Source organism: Pedobacter sp. UYEF25 (assembly GCF_054061655.1).
This window is the reverse complement of the sequence record NZ_JBSSEL010000004.1, coordinates 110,657-136,038: the sequence shown is the minus strand read 5'-3', so window position 1 is coordinate 136,038 and position 25,382 is coordinate 110,657. Positions and strand designations below refer to the sequence as shown.

Below are 25,382 nucleotides of genomic sequence, written 5' to 3'. Positions count from 1 at the left end.
ATTCATATATTGGGTTTATGCTAGATGACCTCAACCTGCGCAAAATAATGGTAATAGACATTGAGACGGTTCCGCAATACCGCGCATACAGCGAAGTGCCGGAAAATTTACAGACACTTTGGGAAGCTAAAACCAGATACCAACGAAAATCAGATCAAACACCTGAAGATTTTTATGAAAGAGCAGGTATTTTGGCCGAATTTGGAAAGATCGTATGTATCAGTATGGGTATTTTTCAGCAAGAAAAGGAAGTTTGCAAATTGCGCATTAAATCTTTGCACGGAGACGATGAGACTAAATTACTAAATGCGTTCATACATTTACTAAAAAAACAGCACAAAGATTTAATTTTTTGCGCACACAATGGTAAAGAGTTCGATTATCCTTATCTATGCAGGCGAATGATAGTGAATGGTTTAGACATTCCCCGTCAGCTGAGCATGTCTGGTAAAAAACCTTGGGAAAATCCTCATATAGATACCATGGAACTCTGGAAATTTGGCGACTACAAACACTACACTTCCTTAAACCTTTTAGCGACCATCTTAAACATCGACTCACCAAAAGACGACATCAGCGGAAGCGATGTTAGAAAAGTGTACTATGAAGACAAGGACTTGGGGAGAATTGTAACCTATTGTGAGAAAGATGTGGTGACCACAGCTCAAATATTGTTAAAATTTAAAGGAATGAAGACGGTTGAAGAACAACACATTACCATTATAAACTAATGCTCGACGTAAATAACTTAAGCATAAGCTTTTATAACAGTGATGAAAAAACTTGGAGTGTTGCCGTAAAGAATGTTAATTTCAAAGTGCAGCCAGGTTCGGTATTAGGCATAGTAGGAGAATCTGGCTCAGGAAAATCGGTTACCTCTTTTTCCATCATGCGGTTACACGATGAAAGTGGTATAAAAATAGCTGGAAATATTAATTTCGATAAACTTGCCGTTTTAGATTTGAGCGCCAACCAGATGCGCCAATTGCGCGGAAATCAAATCTCTATGGTTTTTCAAGAACCAATGACCTCGCTAAATCCTGTATTAACTTGCGGCGACCAGGTCGCAGAGGCTATCATAGTCCATCAAAAATTAAGCAAAGCTGTTGCAAAGCAAAAAACCATCACCCTATTTAAAGAAGTACAGCTGCCAAGGCCAGAAAGCATCTTTGATAGTTATCCGCACCAAATTTCTGGTGGGCAAAAACAACGGGTGATGATTGCCATGGCACTGAGCTGCGATCCCGAATTATTAATTGCCGATGAACCGACCACCGCCTTAGATGTTACGGTGCAAAAAACCATTTTAGAACTTTTGTTAAGGTTAAAGCGAGAGCGAAACATGGCAATGATATTTATATCACACGATTTAGGCGTTGTAAAAGAAGTTGCTGACCACATTGCGGTGATGTATCAAGGCGAAATTGTTGAACAGGGCTCAGCCGATGATATTTTCTCAAAGCCAGCTCATCCTTACACAAAAGGACTTTTGGCTTGCCGCCCCAAGCCTAGTCAGCAGCTGAGAAAATTACCTATCGTCGCAGATTTTCTAACGGGCAAGAGTAATGCTGTTTTTGATCATTTAAACTCATCAAACCAAATTACGGAAGCAGAAGTCGCCGAGAGAAGATTACAATTATATAAACAACTGCCATTGTTAGAAGTTAAAAACCTTTGCACTTGGTATCCTGTAAGTAAAGGTTTATTTGGTAAAAAAACGAGTTATGTAAAAGCTGTTGATGGGGTAACACTGAGTGTTTTCCCTGGAGAAACATTGGGCCTAGTAGGCGAATCTGGCTGTGGAAAAACCACACTGGGACGTAGCATCTTGAGGCTTGTCGAGCCCACTTCTGGCAGCATTTTGTTTGATCAAAAAGAACTTATCAAGCTAGAAAAATCCAAACTACAATCTTTAAGAAAAGATATTCAAATCATTTTTCAAGATCCTTATGCTTCACTAAATCCCAAACTCACCATCGGTCAATCGATATTGGAGCCGATGCAAGTGCAAAGTATGTTCGCTAATCATACGCAGCGAAAGGCGGAGGTAATAAAGCTTTTGTTGCAGGTAGGGTTACAAGAAGATCATTTTAACCGATATCCGCATCAGTTTAGCGGTGGACAAAGGCAACGCGTTGTAATTGCGCGGGCCTTGGCTTTGAAGCCTAAATTCGTTATTTGTGATGAATCTGTTTCGGCGCTAGATGTTTCTGTACAAGCGCAAATTTTAAACCTTTTAAAAGATTTGCAGCAAAAATTTGGACTTACCTACATTTTTATTTCACATGATTTAGCGGTAGTAAAGCACATCTCAGACCGTATTTTTGTAATGAACAATGGCAAAATTGAAGAGGAAGGGTTTTCTGAAGATCTATTTTATCATCCAAAATCAGCGTATACAAAAAAATTGATTGATGCGATTCCAGGAGCGTATGTTAAAGCTTAGTTTTATAAGTTGATGATTATCCAAATCAAACTGGATTGTCTCGTTGATTGCGAAGAAACTTATAACCTAAATCTTACAACATCTAAACCATACCTTTTAACATTTTGCGTACCTTCGATAAATAAAGTTTCTTTATGGCAAAAAATAAAACTTCTAGCGTAAAAGCGGTGCTGAACCAATTGGTTAGCGACATCTTCGAAAAAAACGGCAATCAGCAGCTTAATTTTAAGCAAGTATCTGCTAAGCTTAACCTGAACGATGAAGAATCTAAGAAAACAATTTTAGAAATTTTAAAAGAAGGTAAAGCGTCTGGCGCATTTTTAGAACCAAGTCCCGGAAAATTTAAAATTAAAGATTTAAAAAACTTCCTGACAGGCCGTGTAGATATGACAGCAGACGGTTCTGCCTATATTATTCCTGATGATGAATTAGAAAAAGATATTTTTGTCTCGCCAAGGAAACTTCGGAATGCTTTACATGGAGACACGGTTAAAGCTTATGTATTTGCGAAAAAGAATGGGCGAAAAAATGAAGGAGAAGTTGTAGAAATTATTAAAAGAGCAAAATCTGACTTTACAGGCGTGATAAAGATTTCTGATAAATTCTCCTTTGTTATTGCCGACGACAAAAAGATGATGCATGATATTTTTGTGCCTTTGTCAGAAATTGGCAATGCCAAAAATGGTCAGAAGGTTCTAGTGACCTTATCGGACTGGCCAGAAGGCGCAAAAAATCCAATAGGTACCATAAAACATGTGTTAGGCGATCAGGGAGATAATGAAACTGAAATGAACGCCATTTTGGCTCAATATGGGTTTCCCCTTTCTTTTCCAAAAGAAGTTGAAGCAGAAGCCAATGCCATTTCCGCGCAAATTACAGCTGCAGACCTTGCTTCAAGAAAAGATTTTAGAAGTGTTTTAACCTTCACAATCGATCCTGCGGATGCAAAGGATTTTGATGATGCCATATCTTACCAATTGCTGCCAAATGGCAATCATGAGATCGGTGTACACATTGCAGATGTTTCTCACTATGTAAAGGAAGGTACCGAACTGGACAAAGAGGCTTATTCGAGGGCTACTTCCGTATATTTAGTAGATCGAGTGATCCCAATGCTGCCAGAAACCTTAAGCAATGACTTATGCTCACTCAGGCCAAAAGAAGACAAATTATGTTTTTCTGCGGTGTTCGAGCTGGACGATGATGCAAATGTAAAAGAGGAATGGTTTGGCAGAACTGTGATCCACTCGGATAGAAGGTTTGCGTATGAAGAAGCGCAAGAGGTGTTGGAAAATAAAGCTGGCGATTGTTCGGAAGCATTGCTGAAATTAAATGAACTTGCCTATATTTTGCGAGATAGAAAATTTAAAAATGGTGCAATCAGTTTCGAAAGTACTGAGGTAAAGTTTCAACTAGACGACAATGGGAAACCAATAGGTGTTTACGTAAAAGAGCGGAAAGATGCCCATAAACTTATTGAGGACTACATGCTTTTGGCCAATAGAAAAGTAGCAGAATTCATTGCAAAAAAAGGAAAAGGAAATAAAAAACTCACGTTTGTTTATCGTGTTCACGATTCCCCAAAATTAGAAAGTTTGGAGGCCTTTGCTCAGTTTGCATCTCGCTTCGGTTACAAAATAAATACAAAGACAGACAAAGAAATTGCCAAGTCTTTGAACTACTTGATGGCGGATGTAGAAGGGAAAAAAGAGCAAAATATGCTTACATCTCTTGCCATTAGGTCTATGGCAAAAGCCATTTATACCACTAAAAAAACAAGCCATTACGGCTTAGCTTTTGACTATTACACCCATTTTACTTCACCTATACGCCGCTACCCAGATGTAATGGCACATCGATTGCTTCAAAGCTATTTAGACGGGAAAAAATCTGCAGATGTAGAACTTTATGAAGCAGCTTGCGCACATGCGTCCTCCATGGAAAAGCGGGCTGCCGAGGCGGAGCGAGCTTCAATAAAATATAAGCAGGCCGAATATTTAGAAAACAATATCGGCACCGAATACAAAGGTCTAATTTCTGGTGTGACAGAATGGGGTATGTATGTTGAGATTCAAGAAAATAAATGCGAAGGCATGATCCGATTGCGAGACATCGCAGACGATTTTTACGTACTTGACGAAAAAAACTACTGCATCATTGGCCAAAGAAAACACAAGAAATACCAACTAGGCGACGAGGTCATGATTAGGGTTAAGAAGGTTGACCTTTCGAAACGCCAAATAGACTTTACCTTAATTCCTGACTAAAATATAAATTACCACTCCACATTCATGCCTCCAATAAAACAGCTACACGATTTATTAGAAAAATCTATAAACACCTTAACATTTCCTCCTACACCAAGCGACCTTTACGATCCCATTAAGTACATTTTAAGTTTGGGCGGTAAACGTATTCGTCCGCTGATGGTTCTTATGTCGACAGAACTTTTTGGTAAAGATGCCGAAGAAAGTATCCATGCTGCCATGGCTGTAGAGGTTTTTCATAATTTTACTTTGGTTCATGATGACATCATGGACAATGCCCCCTTGCGCAGGGGAAAGGAAACCGTACATAAAAAATGGGATGTAAATACCGCCATTTTAAGTGGTGATGTGATGATGGTAGAGGCTAATAAGCATTTAGCAAAAGTAAACATCATTTATCTTAAGGCAGTTTTAGATACCTTTAACACAACCGCACAAGGTGTTTGTGAAGGACAGCAGTTGGACATGGATTTTGAAATCCGCAACGATGTCAGCATAGATGATTATCTAAATATGATTAGATTGAAAACCGCGGTCTTGTTGGGTGGAGCATTAAAATTGGGCGCAATTTTGGCAGGTGCTTCTGCAGAGGACGCAGATCTTATCTATCAGTTTGGAGAAAATATTGGCATCGCTTTTCAACTGCATGACGATATTTTAGATGTTTATGCCGATCCAAAGAAATTTGGCAAACAGGTTGGCGGCGATATCATTGCAAATAAAAAAACTTACCTGCTTTTAAAGGCGATCGAGTTGGCAAAGGGAGAACAAAAGGAAATACTCGACAAATGGTTGGCAACAAAATATATCAATATTAACGAAAAGCTCGTTCAGGTAAAACGCATTTACGATGAACTTGAAATTGATAAAATTGCAAAGCAACAAATGGATTTTTATCTTCAAAAAGCCCTTAGCGTTTTCGATAAAGTCAGCGTTAGCGATGAGCGTAAGACAGATTTATTGATTCTTACCAATCAGCTGATTACTAGAGATTATTGATAAGTGTTGGTTAAATCCCAATTTAAATTAGAAATATTGACTAAACCATGAATTGGCTCACTTGAGGATGATTGTGAGGCCAAAACAATAGACAAGGTGTAGACTGCAAAATGGAGGTAGTTAGATAGATGAAAGTCGGACAGACTGTCCGCTCATTATCTAAATCTATGGCAATATCCCCTTCACTGAGATGGAAGATTCCGGATTTAAAGATTCGATCAAAATATACCACTGATTATTGTTGTTCGCAAGGCAAAAAGAAGTTCACTGGCAAAATGATTTCGTGTAAAGTCTCTTTCCACTCATTGCTAATTCAATCTGCTTTAACTGTTTTTAACCAAATGAATGCAGTTCTGAACTTTTTCTTCCTTTAATACCCCGCTTCCCAGCAAAATAGCGCATAAAATAATCAAAATCGATTTAGCCTTCACATTGAAAACTAATGTATACGTTGATTAAATGTCTTAAGCAAAATTATTATTTTTTTTATTAAACAACATGTAAAGGGTTGGTAGGATATAACGCCATCTAATTCATTCACGGTAAACATTAACAAAAAAAGCCATCCTGAATTATCAGGATGGCTTTTAATAAACTTTATTGTGAATTATTCTGCAGGAGCAGCTTCTTCAGCAGATTCTTCTTTCTTAACCGCTTTTTTGGCTGGTGTTTTCTTAGCAGGTGTTTCTACTGCCGCCTCAACTTCTTTGGCTACGGTTTCTTTCTCGGCAATTGGAGCGATTTTTATAGGCTCGGCAACCACCTCTGTCTTCGCAAGAGGAAGAATAGATACGTAAGATTTATTATCAGCTTTCTTTCTAAAAACTACAGTGCCATCCACCAATGCAAATAAAGTATGGTCTTTACCCAAACCAACATTTTTATCTGGATTGTGTTTCGTGCCGCGTTGACGAACTAGAATATTTCCAGCAATTGCTGCCTGTCCGCCAAAAATCTTAATACCCAAACGCTTGCTATGCGATTCGCGACCGTTTCTGGAACTACCGGCTCCTTTTTTGTGTGCCATGTTTTATGTCTTTTTTATTCGCCATCAGCGAATAGGTGTAAAATTTAAATTATAGAATAATGTCTCCGATTTGGATTTTCGTAAATTGTTGGCGATGTCCATTTTTCTTTTTGTAACCTTTTCTACGTTTCTTATGGAAAATGATCACTTTATCACCCTTTAAATGAGACACGATCTTAGCCGAAATTTTAGCGCCTTTCACTGCAGGTGTACCTACCGTAATTGCTCCGCCATTATCAACCAACAATACATTGTCAAATTCAATACTAGCGCCTTCGTCTCCTTGCAACCTGTGTACAAAAAGATGCTGGTCTTTGGCAACCTTAAATTGCTGTCCTGCTATATTTACTATTGCGTACATTGTTTTAAAATTAATTTCTGTTTTTATTTAATGAGGTGCAAATATAGCACAAATACCTTTTAAACACAAACAGATTATGAAGATATTTTTTACTCCAGTTGTCTCAAATTTCAATATTATTTTATACTCGAAACGAAGTCAATTTTTCAAACAAAAGGCGGACACCTTTTCAGAGAGAACGTTGAAAACATTCTTGAAATAGTTGAATTTTTTTGTTAGCGCTGATCATTATTTGGGCGCTTTAACACGCCATCCGCTGTATTTTTTTGGGCAGAAAAAGCCCAAAAAGATGCCGCTGCTGTCGTTAGCGCAAAAAGTCTGAGCGCTGCGTTGGATTGGAGCGGAAATCCTTTTTACGAGGAACGAGTGAAAAGATTGCAGCAAAAAGCCCGACCCCTTTCCGGGGGGACGCCCAAAAAAATACTTTAAATACCTTAAATTTTTCAGCTAGATGGATCATTATTTGGGCGCTTTAACACGCCATCCGAATAGCACTGTGCGGTGAGAATTCTGCCAAGTTTTCAGACGAAAGCTATTTACCACTTCTTCTTTCGGCCATATTTATGGTTTCTTCAATTGCCTTGCGCACACCTACTGCTGCGCCGACCAATTTAGGGTTGCCATCAAAATTATCGTAGATAACCACGTGCTTACTTTTGTCCTTATAATTAAATTGAATAACATACCGTGGAATTTGTTTCGACGCTGGACTTTTCTCTCCGAGTGTATCTGGAAAATTCCATAGCCCAAGCTCCCGAGCCTTGCTATGCAAATAAATTACATTGTCATTGTTTAGAAAAAACTTCTTTTTAACCGCAGAATCGCGGCTATTTACGTATTGATATTCTCCGGTTATCGAGTTGTAATGGTTTTCTAAGGAATCTTTTATTCCCCAGCTATATTGCACAGAAACAAAGTCTTTTAACCGAAAGGGTGCGTTACTGAAAATAGGGATGTAGTAAACCACACAATAGATGACGAACGGTACAATAACCGTTAATGCCAAAAAAATCTTCTTCGCTTTATTGCTCATATACTTATTTCTGATGCTTCTATACTGTTTGGATCAAACTCTCCCTCCCACTTGGCAATGACCACCGATGCCAAACAATTTCCTATCACATTTACAGATGTGCGCGCCATATCCATCAATTCATCTATTCCTAGAATAATAAAAATAGGCCAAGTAGGCAAACCAAAAGAGGCTGCTGTTCCCAGTAAAATTACCAAAGATGCTCTAGGAACGCCCGCAACGCCTTTGCTTGTCAGCATTAAGGTAAACACAATAACAAGTTCATGTCCAAATGTTAAAGGGATGTTTGCGGCTTGCGCCACAAAAACTGCCGCAAGCGACAAATATAAGGTTGTTCCATCCAAATTAAAACTATAACCTGTAGGCATAACGAAAGCTACAATTTTGCGAGGCACCCCAATGCTAACCATTGCCTCCATAGCCCGCGGCAACGCTGCCTCTGAACTTGTAGTGGCAAAAGCAATAGATACAGGTTCTGCAATTGCTTTTATAAACTTCTTTATCGGCAATTTAATTATGAGTGCAATTGGTAAAAAAACCAATAACATAAACGCTATTAAGGCCACGTATAGTGTTATAAGTAAATGAAATAAGTTTACAAGAACCCCCAAACCCATGTGGCCTACCGTATAAGCCATGGCTGCCCCCACACCTATTGGGGCAAATAGCATAACGACGTTTGTAAACTTAAACATAGTTTCTGACAGACTTTCGGTGAAATTTACCATAGGCTGTCGCTGCGCAATGGGTACCATAATTAGCGCAATGCCAAATAGTACACTAAAAATTACAATCTGTAACACATCTCCTCCCGCCATAGACTGCACTATACTGTCTGGGAATACATGCAAAATTACTTCTTTTGCTGTTTGCGGAACTACCTTTGGTATGTCGTGTGTAATGGCGTCTGCTTGTTTAATTCCTACGCCGGCCTTACTTATGTTTATAGCGGCAAGACCAATAAACAGCGCAAAAGTAGTGACTACTTCAAAATATAACAGCGATTTCCAACCCATTCTACCCACTTGTTTAATGTCTGAATGACCGGCAATGCCATAAACCAAAGTGGCAAAAATTAGCGGAGCTATAATTACTTTAATCAATTTAAGAAAGATTTGACTGAGAATTTGTAAGCTTTGGCCAAAAAAGGGGAAATCGTGCCCAATAGAAATGCCTACAAAAAGGGAAACCATAATCCAAAAGGTGAGCGTTTTCTTAATGAACCCGTAAAAAAAGATGAAGCCAAGTACCAACCAACGCAAAACAAAAAAAGCAAGGTGTGTTTGTTCATTCAACACAATGTTCCATCCGAGTCCATCATTCAAAAAAGCGAATGCACTGTAACTTAAAAAAGCGATAACGCCGGTAATGAAAAACCAAAATGCTACTTTTTTGGGTAGAAAGTAAAAAAGCATTCCAGCTGCTGTTAAAGCGTAAAGTGGTAAATAGTCTCTATAGTTAAGCAGATGAGCGCTTTTTTCTCCTGTTGATAACACTTCTATGTATCCTAAAACTTGGACAACGACAGCTAGTAGAAATACACAAATTGTTGCTATCAAAACAGATTTATTTCTTTTCATAGTTAGTCGGTTACCCACAAAAGTACTTATTTGCAGGTACTCCACAAACAATTATTAATTTTGGCCAAAAAAGCTTGTAACTTTAACCCGAGGTTACTATCTAAAACAAAATGTAATTTTTTTAATGGAGCAAAAAGACAAGTTATTTAAAGAAATCTTTGCGGCAAATTCCAAAAAGATATTCCACTTGTGCTATGGTTACACAGGCGATGCCGATTCGGCAAATGACCTATTGCAAGAAACTTTTTTGAAAGTTTGGCAAAACTTAGATAAATTTCGAAACAAATCGCTCATTTCTACGTGGATTTATCGCATTGCGGTAAATACCTGCCTAACCTACCTTAGATCGGAAAAAAGGCAAGCTAAAGATGAACTGACAGAAAATATTATAGAAACGAGAACAGAGGAGTTTTCTGAAAAAAACGAGCAGGTAGCGCTGCTTTATACATGCATTTCAAAATTAGAAGAAAACGATCGTTTGCTTATTACCATGGTGTTAGATGAACTGCCTTACCCAGAAATTGCAGAAGTAGTGGGCATTAGCGAAGGAAATCTAAGAGTGAAAATACACCGCATTAAACAGAAATTAACCGAATTATTTAAGCTGTATGCAAGCGTTTGATGAATTACAAGAATTGTGGCAAAAACACGAGGTGGACATTAAGTTTTCTGCTGAAGACATGTTGTCACAAGCAAAAAAAGAAGTAAATGGCATTCGTAGCAAATCTTTGTTAAATATCTTCGGGATGGTATTTTCTTTTTTGCTTTTCTTCTTTGTTTGGGTATATTATAGCCACGAAAAATGGACTACCCATGTTGGTTTTGCCATTATATTGATCGCCATTTTAGTTTCTACCACGATGTTAGTAAGAGATTATAAACTTATCGCCAAAAATGACTTTACCATTAATCCTAGCCTGTTTTTGGAAAAACTTCAACAGTATCAAAGCAGTAGATTTAAACTCTACAACCAAATGTATTGGCTCTACACAGTAGCGCTCACAGTCGGTTTCGTATTGGCTATTTTAGAACTTTTAGACCAGTTGTCAGATTTACAAAAAACCATTGCACTGGGCCTTAGTTTTCTTTGGATTGTTTTTTGCTCTACGGTTTTAAGAAAGATTGTACTGAGCGCAGAAAAAGAACGAATTGCCCTTTTGATCGAAAAATTTGAACGAATTGGCAACCAGCTGAAAGAAAGTTAAAACTTTTTTGGCTCGTACGTTAAAAAATTATGAAGTCAATTGCCTTGCTAATAGTCATATTTCTTTGCGGTCGTAGTGGGCGTGCACAATTTTTTTCTTCACCTCCACAGCTAAATTTCGAAAGTTATTTTCAGGGCAAGCCTGATAAATATTCGCCTTTTGTGGCATTGACCGTATTTACTTGGAAATATTCTTATCAAATCAAAAGAGTCGGCAACCAGCTCATGGCCACTTTTGAACATGAAAATAAAATTGAGAAGAAGTTATCTTGGGTTAAACTAGATAGGCTTAGCACTCCCGAATTAAAAGCGAGGGTTTTGCATCACGAGCAAGGCCACGTGGACATAAGTTTTATAATGGTTAGTGAGGCAGACAGGGTGTTATCGAGTCGCACTTATTCTAAAAATAAATATAAAGCAGAGATTGAAATGCTTGCAGTTAGTGTAAGCAATTATTTTGACACCATGCAGCGAAATTACGATGAGGAGACAGCTCATGGCAGCAATTATAAAATGCAACAGCGTTGGGACAACATCATTGCACAAAAAATGGGTGAAATAATGGCGCAAAAGGACTGATGTTGACGTTTAAGGGCTATATGTTTTACCGCGATATCGCTATCCTATAATCCTTATGTTTTAAAACATTTTAGGGAAAAAAATAACGCCGAACACAATTACGGAAAAAATAGCTGCCACCAATACTGCTGCAGCAGCCATATCTTTAATCCGTGCAATGTTTTTATTCTGCTCTGGTGATATCACATCTGCCATTTTCTCAATAGAAGAATTTACCAGTTCGGCGATAAAGACCATGGCAATGGCTCCTAAAACTGCGAGCCATTCTAAATTGGATATTTTTAGGACCCAAGAAAGTACCACAACCAAAAAAGTGGCCAATCCGTGTATACGAGCGTTGTGCTCAAAAACAAAGAGCATCTTCAGGCCGTTAAACGCATATTTAAAACTTTTTATTCTTGCCTTAACAGAAAACCTTTCTTGTTTCAATGCCAATTTATATTATTTTTTCTTGCTTGTAGTGTCGAGCTGCGCCCCATTGTTTAAAACAGTAAGTTTTGTTACGCTCCGTCTTCCACTTGGCGCAATTACGATGGTCGTAAAGTATCTTTTTTCACCTTCAGGCACGGTAATTTGAAGCGGCTGGGAATATAGGTAGGAAATTTCTGAGGGACGAGATTGATCAAGCGTATAGTAAATCTTACCGTCCGTAATCGGAACTTTTAGATCAAGATTAAATTTTTCTCCTTTCAATGTATCTGCATCCTGCCCAATTGGGGTCGGCACCCAAAAATCGATTTTTTCCCTATCCAATTTTGCCAATTGTTTTGGCAAGCGCTCATTTGTAAAATTAGCTAAGTTCTTTCTGTTTACTGGTGTCCAAGCAATTTCTGCCAAGGCCAATAAGCGAGGAAAAGCATGGTATTCTATCTTACCTGTTGTCCTAATATATTCTGTCCATAAATTTGCTTGCACTCCAATTACGAATTTCTTTTGTTCTGGATTAAGTACCTCAGGAACAGGATCATATGCGTAAATTTTACTATAAGGCGAAAATCCACCGATGGTAACAGGCTCATCTGGAGAGTTAGACTGACTATGATCGATGTACAATCCCATAGAACCTGGCGTCATAATTACATCGTGATTTTGCTGAGCAGCTGCGATGCCTCCATCTTCGCCCCTCCAACTCATCACAGTAGCATTTGGAGCTAAACCACCTTCTAAAATTTCATCCCATCCAATTATTTTTCTATCTTTTCCAGTTAAATAGGTTTCAATTCTTTGAATGAAATAACTCTGCAATCCATGCTCATCTTTCAACCCTTTTTCTTTAATCAACGTCTGACAAAAGGCAGACTCATTCCAATAGGTTTTAGGCGCTTCATCTCCACCAATATGGATGTATTTTGAGGGGAAAATGGCCACAACTTCATCTAAAACATTTTCAATGAATTTAAAGGTATTGTCTGACGGAACAAAAATATCATCAAAAACGCCGAAGGTCTGTTGAACCAATTTTCCTTTTCTAGTGCCTGCCCAAGGTGTTTTAGAATCTATAAACGTATCTCTATCTGGGAAGCAACTTAATTCTGGATATGCAGCTATTGCAGCACTAGCATGACCCGGCATTTCTATTTCTGGAATGACCGTTATGAATCTATCTGCAGCATACTTTACAATTTCTTTTGCTTCTTTTTGCGTATAAAACCCACCGGTCGGAATTAAATCATTTCCGTCTCCAGGATAATGTCCAATAATAGTTCCTGCTCTAAAACCACCAACGCTCGTAAGTTTAGGATATTTATTGATCTGCAAACGCCATCCCTGATCATCAGTTAGGTGCCAATGGAAAGTATTTATTTTATATTCCGCCAATAGATCGATGTATTTTTTGATGAAAGAAATTGGTACAAAATTTCTACATACATCTAACATCGTCCCACGATAGCTAAACCTAGGAAAATCATTTATTGTGAGCGCTTGGAAAGTAATCTTTCCATTTACCTTATCAGGCATCATTTGCATAAACGACTGAACCGCGTAAAATAAACCCGCGCCTTCTCCGGTTAACACAATCTTTTCAGCCGTGATTTTAATCGTATAACCTTCTTTAGGGAGCTTATCTGCCCCAAAACTTGTTAAAACAATAATTTTAGCATTTCCAGCTTCCTTATTTACCTGCCTCAACGCAAAGCCAGCTTTTTGAACAATAAATGCGTTCAGTAGATCTTCAATCCGTGCCGTTTCAGGATTATCCTCCCGATAGATGACGGCCGTTTTGTCGAGTAGAAAGCTACCGGCATTTTTCTGGATTGACACCGGCGCAGGTACAATGCCATAATTTGGATCAGATTGCGCAAAACTTAAGGTTGTAATCAAAAATAAAAAAGAAAGAAGTAGAGTGCTTTTCATAGTGAATAATTTGCGTGTAAATCTAGCCAATGTATTGCTTTTATCCCAACATTAAACGCACATTGTCACTCTAACAAAAAAAATTCTGGCAACGATTTAGTGCGTTGTCAGAATTTTTAGGTGTTAAAAACGATAAAATTTAAACTTCAATAGGATGCTCTTTGTCGGCAAGGTAACGTTCCGCATCTAATGCAGCCATACAACCAGAACCCGCAGCCGTAACCGCTTGGCGATAATACATATCTTGCACGTCGCCGCAAGCAAAAACACCTTCAATATTGGTCAAGGTATATCCGGGCTTAGTTTGCAGATAACCGGTGGCATCCATATCCAATAGGCCTTTAAAAATGTCAGTATTTGGCTTGTGTCCAATTGCGACAAAAAACCCTTCAATGGCAAGCTCTTTCTGTTCCTTCGTAACATTGTTTAAGATGCTCACCCCTGTTACATTTTTTCCATTTCCCAAAATCTCCTGAGTTTCTGTATCATACAACACCTCAATATTCGGGGTGGCATGCACCCGAGCAATCATCGTTTTTGAAGCTCTAAATTCCCCTTTGCGAACCAACATGTAAACTTTCTTACATAATTTTGCTAAATAGGTAGCTTCCTCTGCCGCAGTATCGCCTGCCCCCACAATGGCTACGTCTTGTCCTTTAAAAAAGAATCCGTCGCAGACAGCACATGCAGACACCCCAAACCCGTTGTATTGTTGTTCGCTAGGCAAACCCAACCATTTTGCAGTTGCGCCGGTAGCGATGATTACCGTATCGGCTGTTATGGTCTTGATCTCATCAACCACAACTTTGTGCGGTAAAGAAGAGAAGTCAACAGCGCTTACGTAACCAAATCTTATATCGGTACCAAATCTTTCTGCCTGTTTACGAAAATCTTCCATCATTTCTGGTCCCATTATTCCCTGCGGATATCCAGGAAAATTTTCGACATCGGTGGTATTCGTTAACTGGCCACCAGCTTGTAAACCAGTGTACATAATCGGTTTTAAATCTGCTCGTGCAGCATAAATCGCTGCCGTATATCCGGCAGGACCAGACCCTATAATTAAACATTGTACGTGTTCGTTTTCTTCTTGCATCATTGTGATGTGTGCTTATATTTAGATTTGCAAATTTACCTTTTTTTTAAGTTTTGCCAAGTTTCCATTGTCAATATAGTTTACTTATTAAAGTTCAAAATGGACTTGAAGGACGGCAGGGTTACCGAAATAAAAATGGTGATTGTGTTAATAAAATTTATCAAAGCAATTTGACCTCTTTTTTTCTCTTTTGAGAAGCTATATTTATACAAAACCATGGTTTGTATTTTAGTTTTATTGGGAGGTTTTTTTTGGCTTAACTTGCTATATTTCAATTATGAGTCGTTACATTTAATTTGTCATCTGGAATTTGACAATTAGGAAAATGATTTTTTAACTGTTTTTAATCTGGGCGTGCCCCAAGCTGCGCAAGTGTCGGGTCATGCGCTAAAAATCCTCGCTCGTTCCTTGCTGTGGGTTTTCCGCTTCTACCCCTCACGCATTAACAGATGTAAAGTGACGTTTTTGAGATGTGACACAAGAAAATGAATATCTTAGTCCGCTAATTCTCTGCTTCTAAGTTTGGATAATACCCACATTAAACTTTTTAGTAATTGGCGCCTGATTGGCGGCCTCAATTCCCATAGCAATTATTTTTCTAGTTTCCAACGGATCGATAATTCCATCAACCCACAACCTGGCTGCAGCATAGTAAGCAGAGGTTTGCGCATCATAGCGTTCCGTAATTTCTTTCAATAAGGCATGCTCCTTTTCAGTTGATATTTCCTCACCGGTTTTCTTTAATGAAGCTTTTTGAATTTGCAACAAGGTCTTTGCAGCCTGAGAGCCACCCATTACCGCCATTTTTGCACTTGGCCATGCAAAAATAAGCCTCGGATCGTACGCCTTGCCGCACATGGCATAATTACCGGCTCCGTAAGAATTCCCAAGCACAAATGTAAATTTTGGTACGACACTATTTGCCACCACATTAACCATTTTCGCTCCATCTTTTATAATTCCACCTTGTTCTGATCTACTTCCGACCATAAACCCAGTTACATCTTGAAGAAAAACCAAAGGAATTTTCTTTTGATTGCAATTCATTATAAATCTAGTAGCTTTGTCTGCACTGTCTGAATAGATTACTCCACCAAACTGCATTTCGCCTTTTTTAGATTTCACGACAGTACGTTGATTCGCCACAATGCCAACTGCCCAGCCTTCCACCCTTGCCAAACCGCAAATAATACTTTGCCCATAGCCTTTTTTATACTCTTCAAATGCAGATTTATCCACCAAACGGTCAATAATCTCCATCATATCATATGGCTTTTCTCTATTTTCTGGAAATAAACCATATAGCTCGTCTTCCTTTTTTTCTGGCAAAGCTGGGGCTATTCTATCAAACCCAGCATTTAAGGGTGAACCGAGCATGCTCATAATATTCTTGATGCTATCTAAACATGCGCCATCATTTGGATGCTTATAGTCGGTTACGCCACTAATTTCGCAATGTGTGGTGGCACCGCCTAGTGTTTCATTATCTACTTCTTCTCCTATAGCTGATTTTACAAGATAAGAGCCAGCAAGGAAAACCGAACCAGTTCCGTCAACAATCATCGCTTCATCACTCATAATGGGAAGATAGGCACCACCCGCTACGCATGCGCCCATAATTGCAGAAATCTGCACAATTCCCTCAGAAGACATGATGGCGTTATTTCTAAAAATCCGACCAAAATGCTCTTTATCAGGGAAAATATCTTCTTGCATGGGCAAATAAACTCCGGCACTATCGACCAAATAAATGATTGGTAGCCGATTTTCCATCGCTATTTCCTGCGCACGCAAATTTTTCTTGGCAGTCATGGGAAACCATGCGCCTGCTTTTACAGTTGCATCATTAGCCACAATCATACATTGCCTCCCGCTTACGTACCCAATCCCGCAAACGACTCCGGCAGATGGGCATCCACCGGCTGCCGCGTACATCCCTTCGGCAGCAAAGGCACCTATTTCTAAAAAAAAAGTGCCATCGTCAATTAGGTATTGAACCCGTTCGCGTGCCAGCAGTTTTCCTTTTTCTTTTTGCTTGGCAGCATTTTTCGCACCTCCACCCTTGTATACTTCGGCTAATTTAGTACGTAGCTGATAAACCAACTGCTTATTAACATCCTCGTTCTTGTTGAATGAAATATCCATAGCAAGCAAGTTAAATTTTATTTTTAAAAAACAACTCTATTTCCATCTGCGAGGATAAAAATTCAGTTAAGCAGGTAAAAAATGATATAAAAATACCACTTCACCTTTGAAGGCAGGTTTTTTTTGATCTTGAATTTCCATTTCAGCCGACATGGTTACCTTTGTAATGCCGCGCAAGTTTAAAATGGAAGCCAGACCTACTTTTAGCCGAACTTTACTATTCACCACTACAGCCTGGCCAAAACGCAAATTTTCTATGCCGTAGTTAATCTCCATTTTAAGATTTTTTACCTCTACAATTTGTTTCCATAGATATGGGATAAGTGAAAGTGTTAGGTAGCCATGTGCAATGGTAGCATTAAACGGTCCTTCAGTTTTGGCTTTTTGTTCATCAACGTGAATCCATTGATGATCTAGAGTTGCATCTGCAAACTTTCGGATTTGTGCTTGATCAATGGTGTGCCACTCAGACACGCCCAGTTCTTTTCCAAGCTGTTTCTCAAAGTCTTCGTGTGAGGTAATCGTTTGCATATATTCGATTTTCTTTCGTTAAATAGTTTATTAGTAAGAAAGCGTCTTTTTAACTTAAATTTCGATCTTTAAACCACACCTCATCAGGAACCGCAGAAAATTGATCCATTTTTTGAATTAGTACAGCCGGATCAGCTTCGTTAAAAACCAATTCTCTATTTGCAGGTTTCAAAAACCTGTGTTGCACCATAAGTTCCATTTGTGCAAAGAGCGGGTTGTAAAAACCGTTTACGTTTAACACGCCGATTGGCTTATTGTGTAATCCCAGTTGCAACCAAGTAAGCACCTCAAAAAATTCTTCGAGCGTACCAAAACCTCCAGGCAAAATCATAAATCCATCACTAAGATCGGCCATTTTTTGCTTCCGTTGGTGCATATTTTCTGTAACAATCATCTCTGTTAACCCTTTATGGCCGACCTCTTTATCCATTAAAAACTGAGGAATAACACCCGTTACAGTTCCGTTTAAGACCAACACATCATCGGATAAAATACCCATTATACCAACACTTCCGCCGCCATAGACCAAATTAATCTGCTCTTTTACAAGGATGTGTGCCAAGCTTTTAACCGCTGCCCTTACAGATGTGTCTCCATTAAAATTTGAGCCACAATACACACACAGCGATTTTAATTTGTCCATTGATTTTTATAGTAGAAGGTGATTGATTATTGGTAAATTATCTGTGGCAAATAACATCATTATCTTGTATAATTTGGCGCTTCCTTTGTGATGGTGATGTCGTGTGGATGGCTTTCGCGAATGCCCGATGCGGTAATCTGAACAAACTGCGCTTTTTGCAAAGTTGCTATGTCTGGCGAACCTGTATATCCCATACTCGCCCGCAAACCACCAATATATTGGTACATCACCTCAGCCAAAGTTCCTTTAAAGGGAACGCGACCGACTATTCCTTCAGGAACCAATTTTTTAATATCGTCTTCTACGTCTTGAAAATATCGATCTTTGGATCCTTGCTCCATTGCTTCGATAGAACCCATCCCACGGTAGGATTTAAATTTTCTACCCTCGTAAATAATGGTTTCGCCTGGCGATTCTTCGACCCCTGCAAATAAAGATCCTGCCATTATTGCGTTTGCACCTGCTGCTAGGGCCTTCGCAATATCTCCTGTATGTTTTATTCCTCCATCGGCAATCACTGGAATTCCAGTACCTTCGAGTGCCTTAGCGCACTCATAAACCGCATAAAGTTGCGGAACGCCAACACCTGCAATGATTCTTGTAGTACAGATTGAACCAGGACCAATGCCAACTTTTACTGCATCCGCACCTGCATCTGCTAAATATTTAGCGCCAGCGCCTGTAGCAACATTGCCAACAATAACCTGCAAGTCTGGATATTTTGCTTTAACCTCTTTTAGTTTATCTACCACAAATTTAGAATGGCCATGGGCGGTATCTATTGTAATTACATCCACCCCAGCATTTACCAAAGCATCTACCCTAGCCAACGTGTCTGGCGTTACGCCAACCGCTGCCCCAACGCGAAGTCTGCCGTGTTCGTCTTTACAAGCTGCAGGATAATTCTTAACTTTTTGGATGTCCTTAAACGTAATCAGTCCGCTCAAAAAACCATCCTCATTTACAACGGGTAACTTTTCTATTTTATAGTTTTGAAGAATTGCTTCTGCCTGAACTAGTGTGGTACCTTCTGGAGCGGTAATTAAATTTTCTTTCGTCATTACATCAGCAATAGGTCTTGCCATGTCTTTTTGAAAACGTAAATCTCTATTGGTAATAATGCCGACTAACTTATTGTGTTGGTCTACCACTGGAATTCCTCCAATTTTATGTTCGCGCATAATGGTAAACGCGTCTGCAACTTTTGCATCGACAAATAAGGTAACAGGATCTTGGATCATTCCACTTTCTGATCGCTTCACTTTCCGAACTTCTTCTGCCTGGCGCTCAATACTCATGTTTTTGTGTAACATGCCCAAACCTCCATTCTGAGCAATTGCAATAGCAAGCGCAGACTCTGTAACCGTATCCATGGCTGCAGAAATTAATGGAACGTTTAGTCTTATGGTTTTTGTTAATTGTGAAGCGGTACTTACGTTACGCGGCAACACAGCGGAATATGCAGGCAACAACAAAACGTCGTCGTAAGTTAAACCAGTGGCTATAAATTTGTTGGAATCAGATTGCATGGCAAATAAATTAGTGGTTATTATTTGCGGGGCAAAGATACGTAAGATTACTGGCTTTTAAAAGAAATTATCGTAAGTAGCTCTAAATTATATGCTCTTTTCTTTTATAGACAAAAAGTGCATTGACTATTTTAAACAGCGTATTCAGCGCTATCCTTTTTCGCCAAAATTAGAATAGGTTCTTTTCAATACCAATAACTTTAAAAACTTATGAAAATTTTATTTTTTCCCAACCACTATTTCTTTGAACTGTTCTATTTTTAAGTATCGCTCAGCAAGTTCTTGAATTTCAACTGCGGTAATGGTTTTTACGGTGGTGATGTATTTATCGTAATAACTGTAATCCAAACCCGAAAAATGGATGTTTTTAAATTTATCAGCATGTGAAAAAATGTTTTCCAAACTACCTAACGTGGCGCCTAACATAAAATTCTTTACAAGGTCTAATTCATCCGCTCCCACAAGTTCATCGCGAAGTAAATTGATCTCCTTATAAATTTCTGTCAGCGCGGCCGGACAGATATCTGCTCCAACTTCTGTAGCAATAGAAAGATATCCTGCATGTTTCAACGATGATAAACCAGAGCCGATGCCATAAGTATAACCTTTGTCTTCTCTAATATTATTCATTAATCGAGAGCCAAAATAGCCTCCCAATATGCAATTTACAACTTGTAGTCCGGCAAAATCTGAATGATTTCTGTTAATTGCCAGTAAGCCGGTCCTGACGGCAGATTGTAAACTCTCAGGTTTTTCTATATAAATATCTTTCTTTTCTGATTCGCCAAAAACGAAACTATTTTCCGTTGCGTCGGCATTCTGCCAACCGCTACCAAAATGTGTGTTCATCAGATCGAAAGCTTCGTCATCAAATTTTCCCGCAACCACCACGGTACAATTGTTTGGAGCGTATGCCGCTTTATGATAGGCTACTAAATCGGGCCGATTTAAACTTTTGTAGTGCTCTAATCTAATGTCAACGCCATAAGCTGTATCCCCAAACATGGCGTGTGCAAATTCTTTTCTAGCCAAAAAACTGTTTTTTTCTAGATTTACGAGCAACGTTTGTTTCTGGTTTCTCACATACGTATCTAGCTCGTTTTGAGGAAATTGTGCGTTTACTAATGTATCTTGCACAATTGGAAGCACAAGCGCCAAATATTTACGCAACGTGTATAAGGTTACTGAAGCCTGATCTTGGGTATAAGCAGTCTGTAAAAACGCCCCGTAAAAATCTGTACGTTCTGCTATTTGTCTTGCAGAAAACTGATGCGTTCCACTAGTAAGCAATGCGTTTACGCCAATGGCCTGTAAGGGTTTAGAAAAATCCCAGTTTACATTGTCAAAAATAAATTCTATCCTTACAAGATCTTGCTCTCCAGAAAATACAGTGTAGATGGGCACGCCATTGTCTAATGTTTTTAATGTTGGATGGATAAAGTTTATGTCTGCAACCTGTTTAAATTCCGGAGCTATTGTTCTGTTCAGCATTTTTTTGGGTATTAAACTGTTTGAGCAGCTTGTTTTTCTTCTTTAAAATAATGGAGCATTGATGACTTATCTTTGTCAAATATCTGATTTGCAACCCGCTTAATGTCTGCGGCGGTAATTTTCTGAATTTCCTCGCCTTCATTATTTAGTAAATTCGCATCGCCTAACAATTCATAGTAGGCTAAATTTGTAGCTTTATCAAGTAAACTCATTTCAGAGAAGACCAGCACAGATTCTGCGCGATTCTTAACTTTATTAAGCTCAATATCTGGTACTTCTACATCTTTCATTTTCTCCAACTCCTCCCAAATTGCCTTTTCAGCGTATTCCATGGGAATGCCGTCAGTAAGTTTACCTTCTACGATGAACAAACCAGGGTCGATACTTCCGGTATGGTACGCATTGATCTCGCTAAATAATTCTTGTTCCTTTAATAGGCTTAGATAAAGTCGAGCAGATTTTCCGCTAGACAAAATATCTGATAAAAGATCGTAGGCATGATAGTCTTTATCCATTCTGCCCGGAACTTTAAAAGCAATATAAATGGCATTTAGAGGGACTTCGGCAGTAACTGTTAGTTCTCTTGCTGCTGTTTGAACGGCTTCTTGCACCAAGTTTCGATTGTATTTTTCTCCTCTAGGAATCTGCCCGAACCATTTTTCTGCCAATCTCTTAACTTCATCAGCGGTTACATCCCCACCTACTACCAAAATGGCATTTTGTGGATTGTAATGCTTGCGAAAAAACGCCTTAACATCATCCATTTTCGCATCTGCGATGTGAGAAAGTTCTTTGCCGATCGTTGCCCAACTGTAAGCGTGAGTTTTATAGGCCAGAGGCCGCAGTTTTAGCCAAACATCGCCATAAGGCTGATTAAGGTAATTTTGCTTAAACTCCTCGCTCACTACGCTGATCTGCGTTTCAAGACTTTTTTCAGAAAACGCTAAACTAAGCATTCTATCGCTTTCCAGCCAAAAACCAGTTTCAATATTTATAGCAGGAAGGGTTAGGTAATAATTGGTGACGTCGTTGCTGGTATAGGCATTGTTTTCACCGCCAACACGCTGTAATGGCTCATCGTAACTTGGAATGTTACCAGATCCTCCAAACATCAGGTGCTCAAATAAATGCGCAAAACCTGTTTTATTTAGGTCTTCATCTCTTGCGCCAACGTCATAAATCACATTTAAAACTGCCATCGGCGTAGTGTGATCTTCGTGCACAAGCACCTTTAACCCATTGTCTAATGTAAAACGAATAAAATCTACCATAATTGGCAAATATAGTTTAATTGTGCCACTGCTTAATTATGTAATTGTTTGATTTATGTAAATGAAGCTTTAGATAAGAAACGATGACCGACTCATTTCCGAAAAGACGCTCGTACAGGAAAACTAGTGAGATTTAACTCTTTTTTAAAACGGATAAATCCCGCTTCAAAACTTAAAGCATTTCTTTAATTTTTAAACTATCTCGTCACAGCGGCAAATCTTAAAAATTTCGAAAGTGAGACTTTTTGCACCAGCACTTTATTTCAATAATCAAAAATCTTTACCAGGCTGTTTAACAATTTTGCTTTTAAAATCCATAACATTGCATCCCAAACCAGATAAACAGTATAGATATGCCCTCAGCTGCCGGGAATGCTACTTTATTCAAATCAAGACAACATTTTGAAATATTAGATGGATTAAGAGGCGTAGCAGCCTTGGCTATTGTCATCTTTCATTTCATGGAGGAGGTAATCATCGATTACAGCAAAAACTTTATCGGTCATGGATATCTGGCGGTAGATTTTTTCTTCTGTTTATCGGGATTTGTAGTGGCCTATGCTTACGAGCACAGAATTGAAGAGATCGGATTTTGGAACTTTTTAAAGCTAAGGTTGATTAGGTTGCACCCGCTTATAATTTTGGGTGCGGTATTGGGACTCCTGACATTTCTATTTGACCCTTTTGCCGACTATCAAAATTTGTATAGTGTGAAACAGATTGGTTTATATTTTTTGGCGTCGATTTTTCTAATACCTTTAAAAATAATTCCAGAACGGTTTTACAAATTATTTCCGCTAAACGCGCCCTCATGGTCACTGTTCTGGGAGTATCTGGCAAATATTGCCTTTGCTGTCTTTCTATATAGATGCAGTAAAAAAGTACTCCTTATGGCAACCATTATTGGCGCAATATTTCTGTGTTACGTTGCCTTTAAGGCCAAAACTTTGGGCGGTGGTTGGGGCGCTCTAAACTTCTGGGACGGCGGTGCTAGAATTTTATTTTCCTTCTCTATGGGGATGTTAATTTTCAAATCAAATTTGATTATTAAGAACAAAATTGGGTTTATTGTTCTTGCCATTTTGCTGTTTCTTACTTTCATATCGCCCTATAATGAGGCTTGGAATTACATCACCGAACCGCTCATTGTAATGGTTGTTTACCCACTATTGGTTGCCTTAGGAGCTGGCTGCGCCGTAAAAAACGGCCTAAAAAAATTGTGCAATTTTTCTGGAAATATCTCCTATCCGCTCTATACCACCCATTTCTCCATCATCTGGATTTTTGCTAACTTTTACAACTCGCACAAGCCAAATTTCCTGTACATTTCGTGGGTGATGGTTATCGGAACAATATTATGTGTGGTTTTTGCTTACTTAATCTTAAAAGTGTACGATATCCCGGTTAGAAAGTATTTAAAAGCTCTCATTAGAAAAAATTAACAGCAAGGCGAAAATTATTGCCCGCAATTTACAGACCCCAGACTTTTAACTTTATAGTTTTATTTATCTTTGTATATGCATACGGGAGATCTATTAAAAAGAGCGTCTAATTTCGAGTTTTTAAATCAGGAAGAAGGAGTTTACCTATACCATAACGCTTCTACCGCTTCGCTGATGGCTGTAGCAAATGAATTGCGAAAAATACAGGTACCGAGCGGAAAAGTAACCTGGCAGATAGACAGAAATGTAAATACCACAAATGTGTGTATCGCAAACTGTAAATTTTGCAACTTTTTTAGGCGCCCTGGGCATGAGGACAGCTACATTACAAATTTAGAGACTTATAAAGTCAAAATCCAAGAAACCTTTAGGTTGGGAGGAGACCAGCTGCTTTTACAAGGCGGGCATCATCCAGATTTGGGACTAGCGTTTTATTCAACGCTCTTTAAACAATTAAAAGAACTTTATCCTACTTTAAAGCTACATGCCCTCGGTCCGCCGGAGATTGCACATGTAGCCAAGCTAGAGGGAATAAGCCATACTGAAGTGTTAAGCGCCCTAAAAAACGCGGGTATGGATTCGTTGCCCGGTGCCGGTGCCGAAATCTTAAACGATAGAGTAAGAAGATTGATATCTAAAGGAAAATGTGGAGGAAGAGAGTGGCTAGATGTGATGCGTGCAGCGCATCAATTAGACATTACCACTTCTGCAACAATGATGTTTGGCCACGTAGAAACAATTGAGGAACGTTTTGAACATTTGGTATGGATTAGGGAAGTACAAAGCGAAAAACCAGCAGGTGCCAATGGTTTTTTAGCCTTTATTCCTTGGCCATTCCAAGATGATGGCACGCTTTTAAAAAGATTGAGAGGCATTAAAAATACGATAACCGCCGACGAATATGTGAGGATGATTGCGTTAAGTCGTATTATGCTGCCTAATGTAAAAAATATACAAGCAAGTTGGCTTACAGTTGGAAAGGCGACGGCACAGCTTTGTCTACATGCCGGCGCAAATGATTTCGGCTCCATAATGATTGAGGAAAATGTAGTTTCTGCCGCAGGTGCGCCACATCGCTTTACAGCAAATGGCATTCAAGATTCTATCAGAAATGCAGGTTTCGAACCCCAACTTCGCGGTCAGAAATACAATTATAGGGAGATGCCGGAGCATTTTGAAGAACAGGTAATTGACTACTAGTTTGACAAAAACTGCTCAAATTTGAACAAAAATGGGCGGGAAAGATCCTCTGAGATGGTAATCGCAACAGATAACCGGCTAAATATTTTAAAGCTCGCAGACTACAATGAGGCCATAGGAAGGGAAATTTACTCCTTCAGCCTAATCGAAGTCGCCTAACGCCGGATCCGAAAAATAAAAAAT

Annotated in this window: 22 protein-coding genes; 9 read left to right on the top strand and 13 right to left on the bottom strand. The window is 38.9% G+C overall.

Annotated elements, in window-relative coordinates:
• Positions 1-17 precede the first annotated feature (17 nt).
• From ACVWYG_RS06085 to ACVWYG_RS06070, 4 genes are all read left to right on the top strand, one after another.
• On the top strand, positions 18-731 hold the full coding sequence (locus tag ACVWYG_RS06085; protein WP_457269275.1) for a 3'-5' exonuclease: 714 nt from the start codon (positions 18-20) through the stop codon (positions 729-731).
• Positions 731-2,446, top strand: coding sequence for an ABC transporter ATP-binding protein (locus ACVWYG_RS06080; RefSeq protein ID WP_457269274.1), 1,716 nt, complete (start codon positions 731-733; stop codon positions 2,444-2,446). The genes ACVWYG_RS06085 and ACVWYG_RS06080 overlap by 1 nt, the downstream gene beginning before the upstream one ends.
• Before the next feature lie 134 nt (positions 2,447-2,580).
• Positions 2,581-4,713 carry a ribonuclease R gene (gene rnr, locus ACVWYG_RS06075; RefSeq protein ID WP_457269273.1) on the top strand — a complete coding sequence of 711 codons (2,133 nt, stop codon included), beginning with the start codon at positions 2,581-2,583 and terminating at the stop codon, positions 4,711-4,713.
• Positions 4,714-4,737: 24 nt separating this feature from the next.
• The gene (locus ACVWYG_RS06070) at positions 4,738-5,712 is read left to right on the top strand and encodes a polyprenyl synthetase family protein (protein ID WP_457269272.1); all 975 of its coding nucleotides are present in this window, start codon (positions 4,738-4,740) and stop codon (positions 5,710-5,712) included.
• Between the two features lie 607 nt (positions 5,713-6,319).
• On the opposite strand, the gene rpmA is transcribed toward ACVWYG_RS06070, so the two are convergent.
• From rpmA to ACVWYG_RS06050, 4 genes are all read right to left on the bottom strand, one after another.
• On the bottom strand, positions 6,320-6,739 hold the full coding sequence (rpmA, locus tag ACVWYG_RS06065) for a 50S ribosomal protein L27 (protein ID WP_457269271.1): 420 nt from the start codon (positions 6,737-6,739) through the stop codon (positions 6,320-6,322).
• Positions 6,740-6,788: 49 nt separating this feature from the next.
• Positions 6,789-7,100 carry a 50S ribosomal protein L21 gene (rplU, locus tag ACVWYG_RS06060; RefSeq protein ID WP_457269270.1) on the bottom strand — a complete coding sequence of 104 codons (312 nt, stop codon included), beginning with the start codon at positions 7,098-7,100 and terminating at the stop codon, positions 6,789-6,791.
• Positions 7,101-7,632: 532 nt separating this feature from the next.
• On the bottom strand, positions 7,633-8,133 hold the full coding sequence (locus ACVWYG_RS06055) for a hypothetical protein (protein ID WP_457269269.1): 501 nt from the start codon (positions 8,131-8,133) through the stop codon (positions 7,633-7,635).
• On the bottom strand, positions 8,130-9,713 hold the full coding sequence (locus ACVWYG_RS06050; protein WP_457269268.1) for a dicarboxylate/amino acid:cation symporter: 1,584 nt from the start codon (positions 9,711-9,713) through the stop codon (positions 8,130-8,132). The genes ACVWYG_RS06055 and ACVWYG_RS06050 overlap by 4 nt, the downstream gene beginning before the upstream one ends.
• 124 nt (positions 9,714-9,837) lie before the next feature.
• On the opposite strand from ACVWYG_RS06050, the gene ACVWYG_RS06045 reads away from it, so the two are divergent.
• Genes ACVWYG_RS06045 through ACVWYG_RS06035 form a run of 3 tightly spaced genes read left to right on the top strand, consistent with a single transcriptional unit; the run spans position 9,838 to position 11,496 of the window.
• On the top strand, positions 9,838-10,335 hold the full coding sequence (locus tag ACVWYG_RS06045) for an RNA polymerase sigma factor (protein WP_457269267.1): 498 nt from the start codon (positions 9,838-9,840) through the stop codon (positions 10,333-10,335).
• A complete protein-coding gene (locus ACVWYG_RS06040) occupies positions 10,322-10,918 on the top strand; it encodes a hypothetical protein (RefSeq protein ID WP_457269266.1) in 597 nt (198 codons plus the stop codon). Before ACVWYG_RS06045 ends, ACVWYG_RS06040 begins: the two co-directional genes overlap by 14 nt.
• A 29-nt stretch (positions 10,919-10,947) precedes the next feature.
• Positions 10,948-11,496 (top strand): DUF922 domain-containing protein, encoded by a 549-nt coding sequence (locus ACVWYG_RS06035; RefSeq protein WP_457269265.1) that lies wholly within the window; start codon positions 10,948-10,950, stop codon positions 11,494-11,496.
• A 60-nt stretch (positions 11,497-11,556) separates the two neighbouring features.
• On the opposite strand, the gene ACVWYG_RS06030 is transcribed toward ACVWYG_RS06035, so the two are convergent.
• The 9 genes from ACVWYG_RS06030 to ACVWYG_RS05990 all read right to left on the bottom strand — a co-directional run bounded on the left by ACVWYG_RS06030 (position 11,557) and on the right by ACVWYG_RS05990 (position 22,557).
• On the bottom strand, positions 11,557-11,931 hold the full coding sequence (locus ACVWYG_RS06030; protein ID WP_457269264.1) for a diacylglycerol kinase: 375 nt from the start codon (positions 11,929-11,931) through the stop codon (positions 11,557-11,559).
• A gap of 6 nt (positions 11,932-11,937) precedes the next feature.
• A complete protein-coding gene (locus tag ACVWYG_RS06025) occupies positions 11,938-13,851 on the bottom strand; it encodes a beta-N-acetylhexosaminidase (protein WP_457269263.1) in 1,914 nt (637 codons plus the stop codon).
• Positions 13,852-13,990: 139 nt separating this feature from the next.
• A complete protein-coding gene (gene trxB, locus ACVWYG_RS06020; protein WP_457269356.1) occupies positions 13,991-14,947 on the bottom strand; it encodes a thioredoxin-disulfide reductase in 957 nt (318 codons plus the stop codon).
• 516 nt (positions 14,948-15,463) lie between these two features.
• A complete protein-coding gene (locus ACVWYG_RS06015) occupies positions 15,464-17,092 on the bottom strand; it encodes an acyl-CoA carboxylase subunit beta (RefSeq protein ID WP_457269262.1) in 1,629 nt (542 codons plus the stop codon).
• A 66-nt stretch (positions 17,093-17,158) separates the two neighbouring features.
• Positions 17,159-17,623, bottom strand: coding sequence for a MaoC family dehydratase (locus ACVWYG_RS06010; protein ID WP_457269261.1), 465 nt, complete (start codon positions 17,621-17,623; stop codon positions 17,159-17,161).
• 49 nt (positions 17,624-17,672) lie between these two features.
• Positions 17,673-18,266, bottom strand: coding sequence for an LOG family protein (locus ACVWYG_RS06005; RefSeq protein ID WP_457269260.1), 594 nt, complete (start codon positions 18,264-18,266; stop codon positions 17,673-17,675).
• 59 nt (positions 18,267-18,325) lie between these two features.
• A complete protein-coding gene (guaB, locus tag ACVWYG_RS06000; RefSeq protein WP_457269259.1) occupies positions 18,326-19,795 on the bottom strand; it encodes an IMP dehydrogenase in 1,470 nt (489 codons plus the stop codon).
• A 219-nt stretch (positions 19,796-20,014) separates the two neighbouring features.
• Positions 20,015-21,286 (bottom strand): M16 family metallopeptidase, encoded by a 1,272-nt coding sequence (locus ACVWYG_RS05995; protein WP_457269258.1) that lies wholly within the window; start codon positions 21,284-21,286, stop codon positions 20,015-20,017.
• Positions 21,287-21,297: 11 nt separating this feature from the next.
• Complete coding sequence (locus tag ACVWYG_RS05990) at positions 21,298-22,557, bottom strand: M16 family metallopeptidase (protein WP_457269257.1); 1,260 nt, start codon at positions 22,555-22,557, stop codon at positions 21,298-21,300.
• A 353-nt stretch (positions 22,558-22,910) separates the two neighbouring features.
• Between ACVWYG_RS05990 and ACVWYG_RS05985 the strand changes: the two genes are divergently transcribed.
• Together ACVWYG_RS05985 and ACVWYG_RS05980 are read left to right on the top strand one after the other, a co-directional pair.
• Complete coding sequence (locus ACVWYG_RS05985; RefSeq protein WP_457269256.1) at positions 22,911-23,999, top strand: acyltransferase family protein; 1,089 nt, start codon at positions 22,911-22,913, stop codon at positions 23,997-23,999.
• Positions 24,000-24,074: 75 nt separating this feature from the next.
• A complete protein-coding gene (locus tag ACVWYG_RS05980) occupies positions 24,075-25,199 on the top strand; it encodes a CofH family radical SAM protein (RefSeq protein WP_457269255.1) in 1,125 nt (374 codons plus the stop codon).
• The last annotated feature ends 183 nt before the right edge of the window (positions 25,200-25,382 follow it).

Bases quoted from the DNA above. Each gene is read 5' to 3' on its own strand.
- ACVWYG_RS05985 (WP_457269256.1), top strand. From the start codon at position 22,911: ATGCCCTCAGCTGCCGGGAATGCTACTTTATTCAAATCAAGACAACAT.
- ACVWYG_RS05995 (WP_457269258.1), bottom strand. From the start codon at position 21,286: ATGCTGAACAGAACAATAGCTCCGGAATTTAAACAGGTTGCAGACATA.
- ACVWYG_RS06070 (WP_457269272.1), top strand. From the start codon at position 4,738: ATGCCTCCAATAAAACAGCTACACGATTTATTAGAAAAATCTATAAAC.
- ACVWYG_RS06080 (WP_457269274.1), top strand. From the start codon at position 731: ATGCTCGACGTAAATAACTTAAGCATAAGCTTTTATAACAGTGATGAA.
- rnr (WP_457269273.1), top strand. From the start codon at position 2,581: ATGGCAAAAAATAAAACTTCTAGCGTAAAAGCGGTGCTGAACCAATTG.
- ACVWYG_RS06050 (WP_457269268.1), bottom strand. From the start codon at position 9,713: ATGAAAAGAAATAAATCTGTTTTGATAGCAACAATTTGTGTATTTCTA.
- ACVWYG_RS06015 (WP_457269262.1), bottom strand. From the start codon at position 17,092: ATGGATATTTCATTCAACAAGAACGAGGATGTTAATAAGCAGTTGGTT.
- ACVWYG_RS06085 (WP_457269275.1), top strand. From the start codon at position 18: ATGCTAGATGACCTCAACCTGCGCAAAATAATGGTAATAGACATTGAG.
- guaB (WP_457269259.1), bottom strand. From the start codon at position 19,795: ATGCAATCTGATTCCAACAAATTTATAGCCACTGGTTTAACTTACGAC.
- ACVWYG_RS06005 (WP_457269260.1), bottom strand. From the start codon at position 18,266: ATGGACAAATTAAAATCGCTGTGTGTGTATTGTGGCTCAAATTTTAAT.
- ACVWYG_RS06010 (WP_457269261.1), bottom strand. From the start codon at position 17,623: ATGCAAACGATTACCTCACACGAAGACTTTGAGAAACAGCTTGGAAAA.
- ACVWYG_RS05990 (WP_457269257.1), bottom strand. From the start codon at position 22,557: ATGGTAGATTTTATTCGTTTTACATTAGACAATGGGTTAAAGGTGCTT.
- rplU (WP_457269270.1), bottom strand. From the start codon at position 7,100: ATGTACGCAATAGTAAATATAGCAGGACAGCAATTTAAGGTTGCCAAA.
- ACVWYG_RS06025 (WP_457269263.1), bottom strand. From the start codon at position 13,851: ATGAAAAGCACTCTACTTCTTTCTTTTTTATTTTTGATTACAACCTTA.
- ACVWYG_RS05980 (WP_457269255.1), top strand. From the start codon at position 24,075: ATGCATACGGGAGATCTATTAAAAAGAGCGTCTAATTTCGAGTTTTTA.
- ACVWYG_RS06045 (WP_457269267.1), top strand. From the start codon at position 9,838: ATGGAGCAAAAAGACAAGTTATTTAAAGAAATCTTTGCGGCAAATTCC.
- ACVWYG_RS06035 (WP_457269265.1), top strand. From the start codon at position 10,948: ATGAAGTCAATTGCCTTGCTAATAGTCATATTTCTTTGCGGTCGTAGT.
- trxB (WP_457269356.1), bottom strand. From the start codon at position 14,947: ATGCAAGAAGAAAACGAACACGTACAATGTTTAATTATAGGGTCTGGT.
- rpmA (WP_457269271.1), bottom strand. From the start codon at position 6,739: ATGGCACACAAAAAAGGAGCCGGTAGTTCCAGAAACGGTCGCGAATCG.
- ACVWYG_RS06055 (WP_457269269.1), bottom strand. From the start codon at position 8,133: ATGAGCAATAAAGCGAAGAAGATTTTTTTGGCATTAACGGTTATTGTA.
- ACVWYG_RS06040 (WP_457269266.1), top strand. From the start codon at position 10,322: ATGCAAGCGTTTGATGAATTACAAGAATTGTGGCAAAAACACGAGGTG.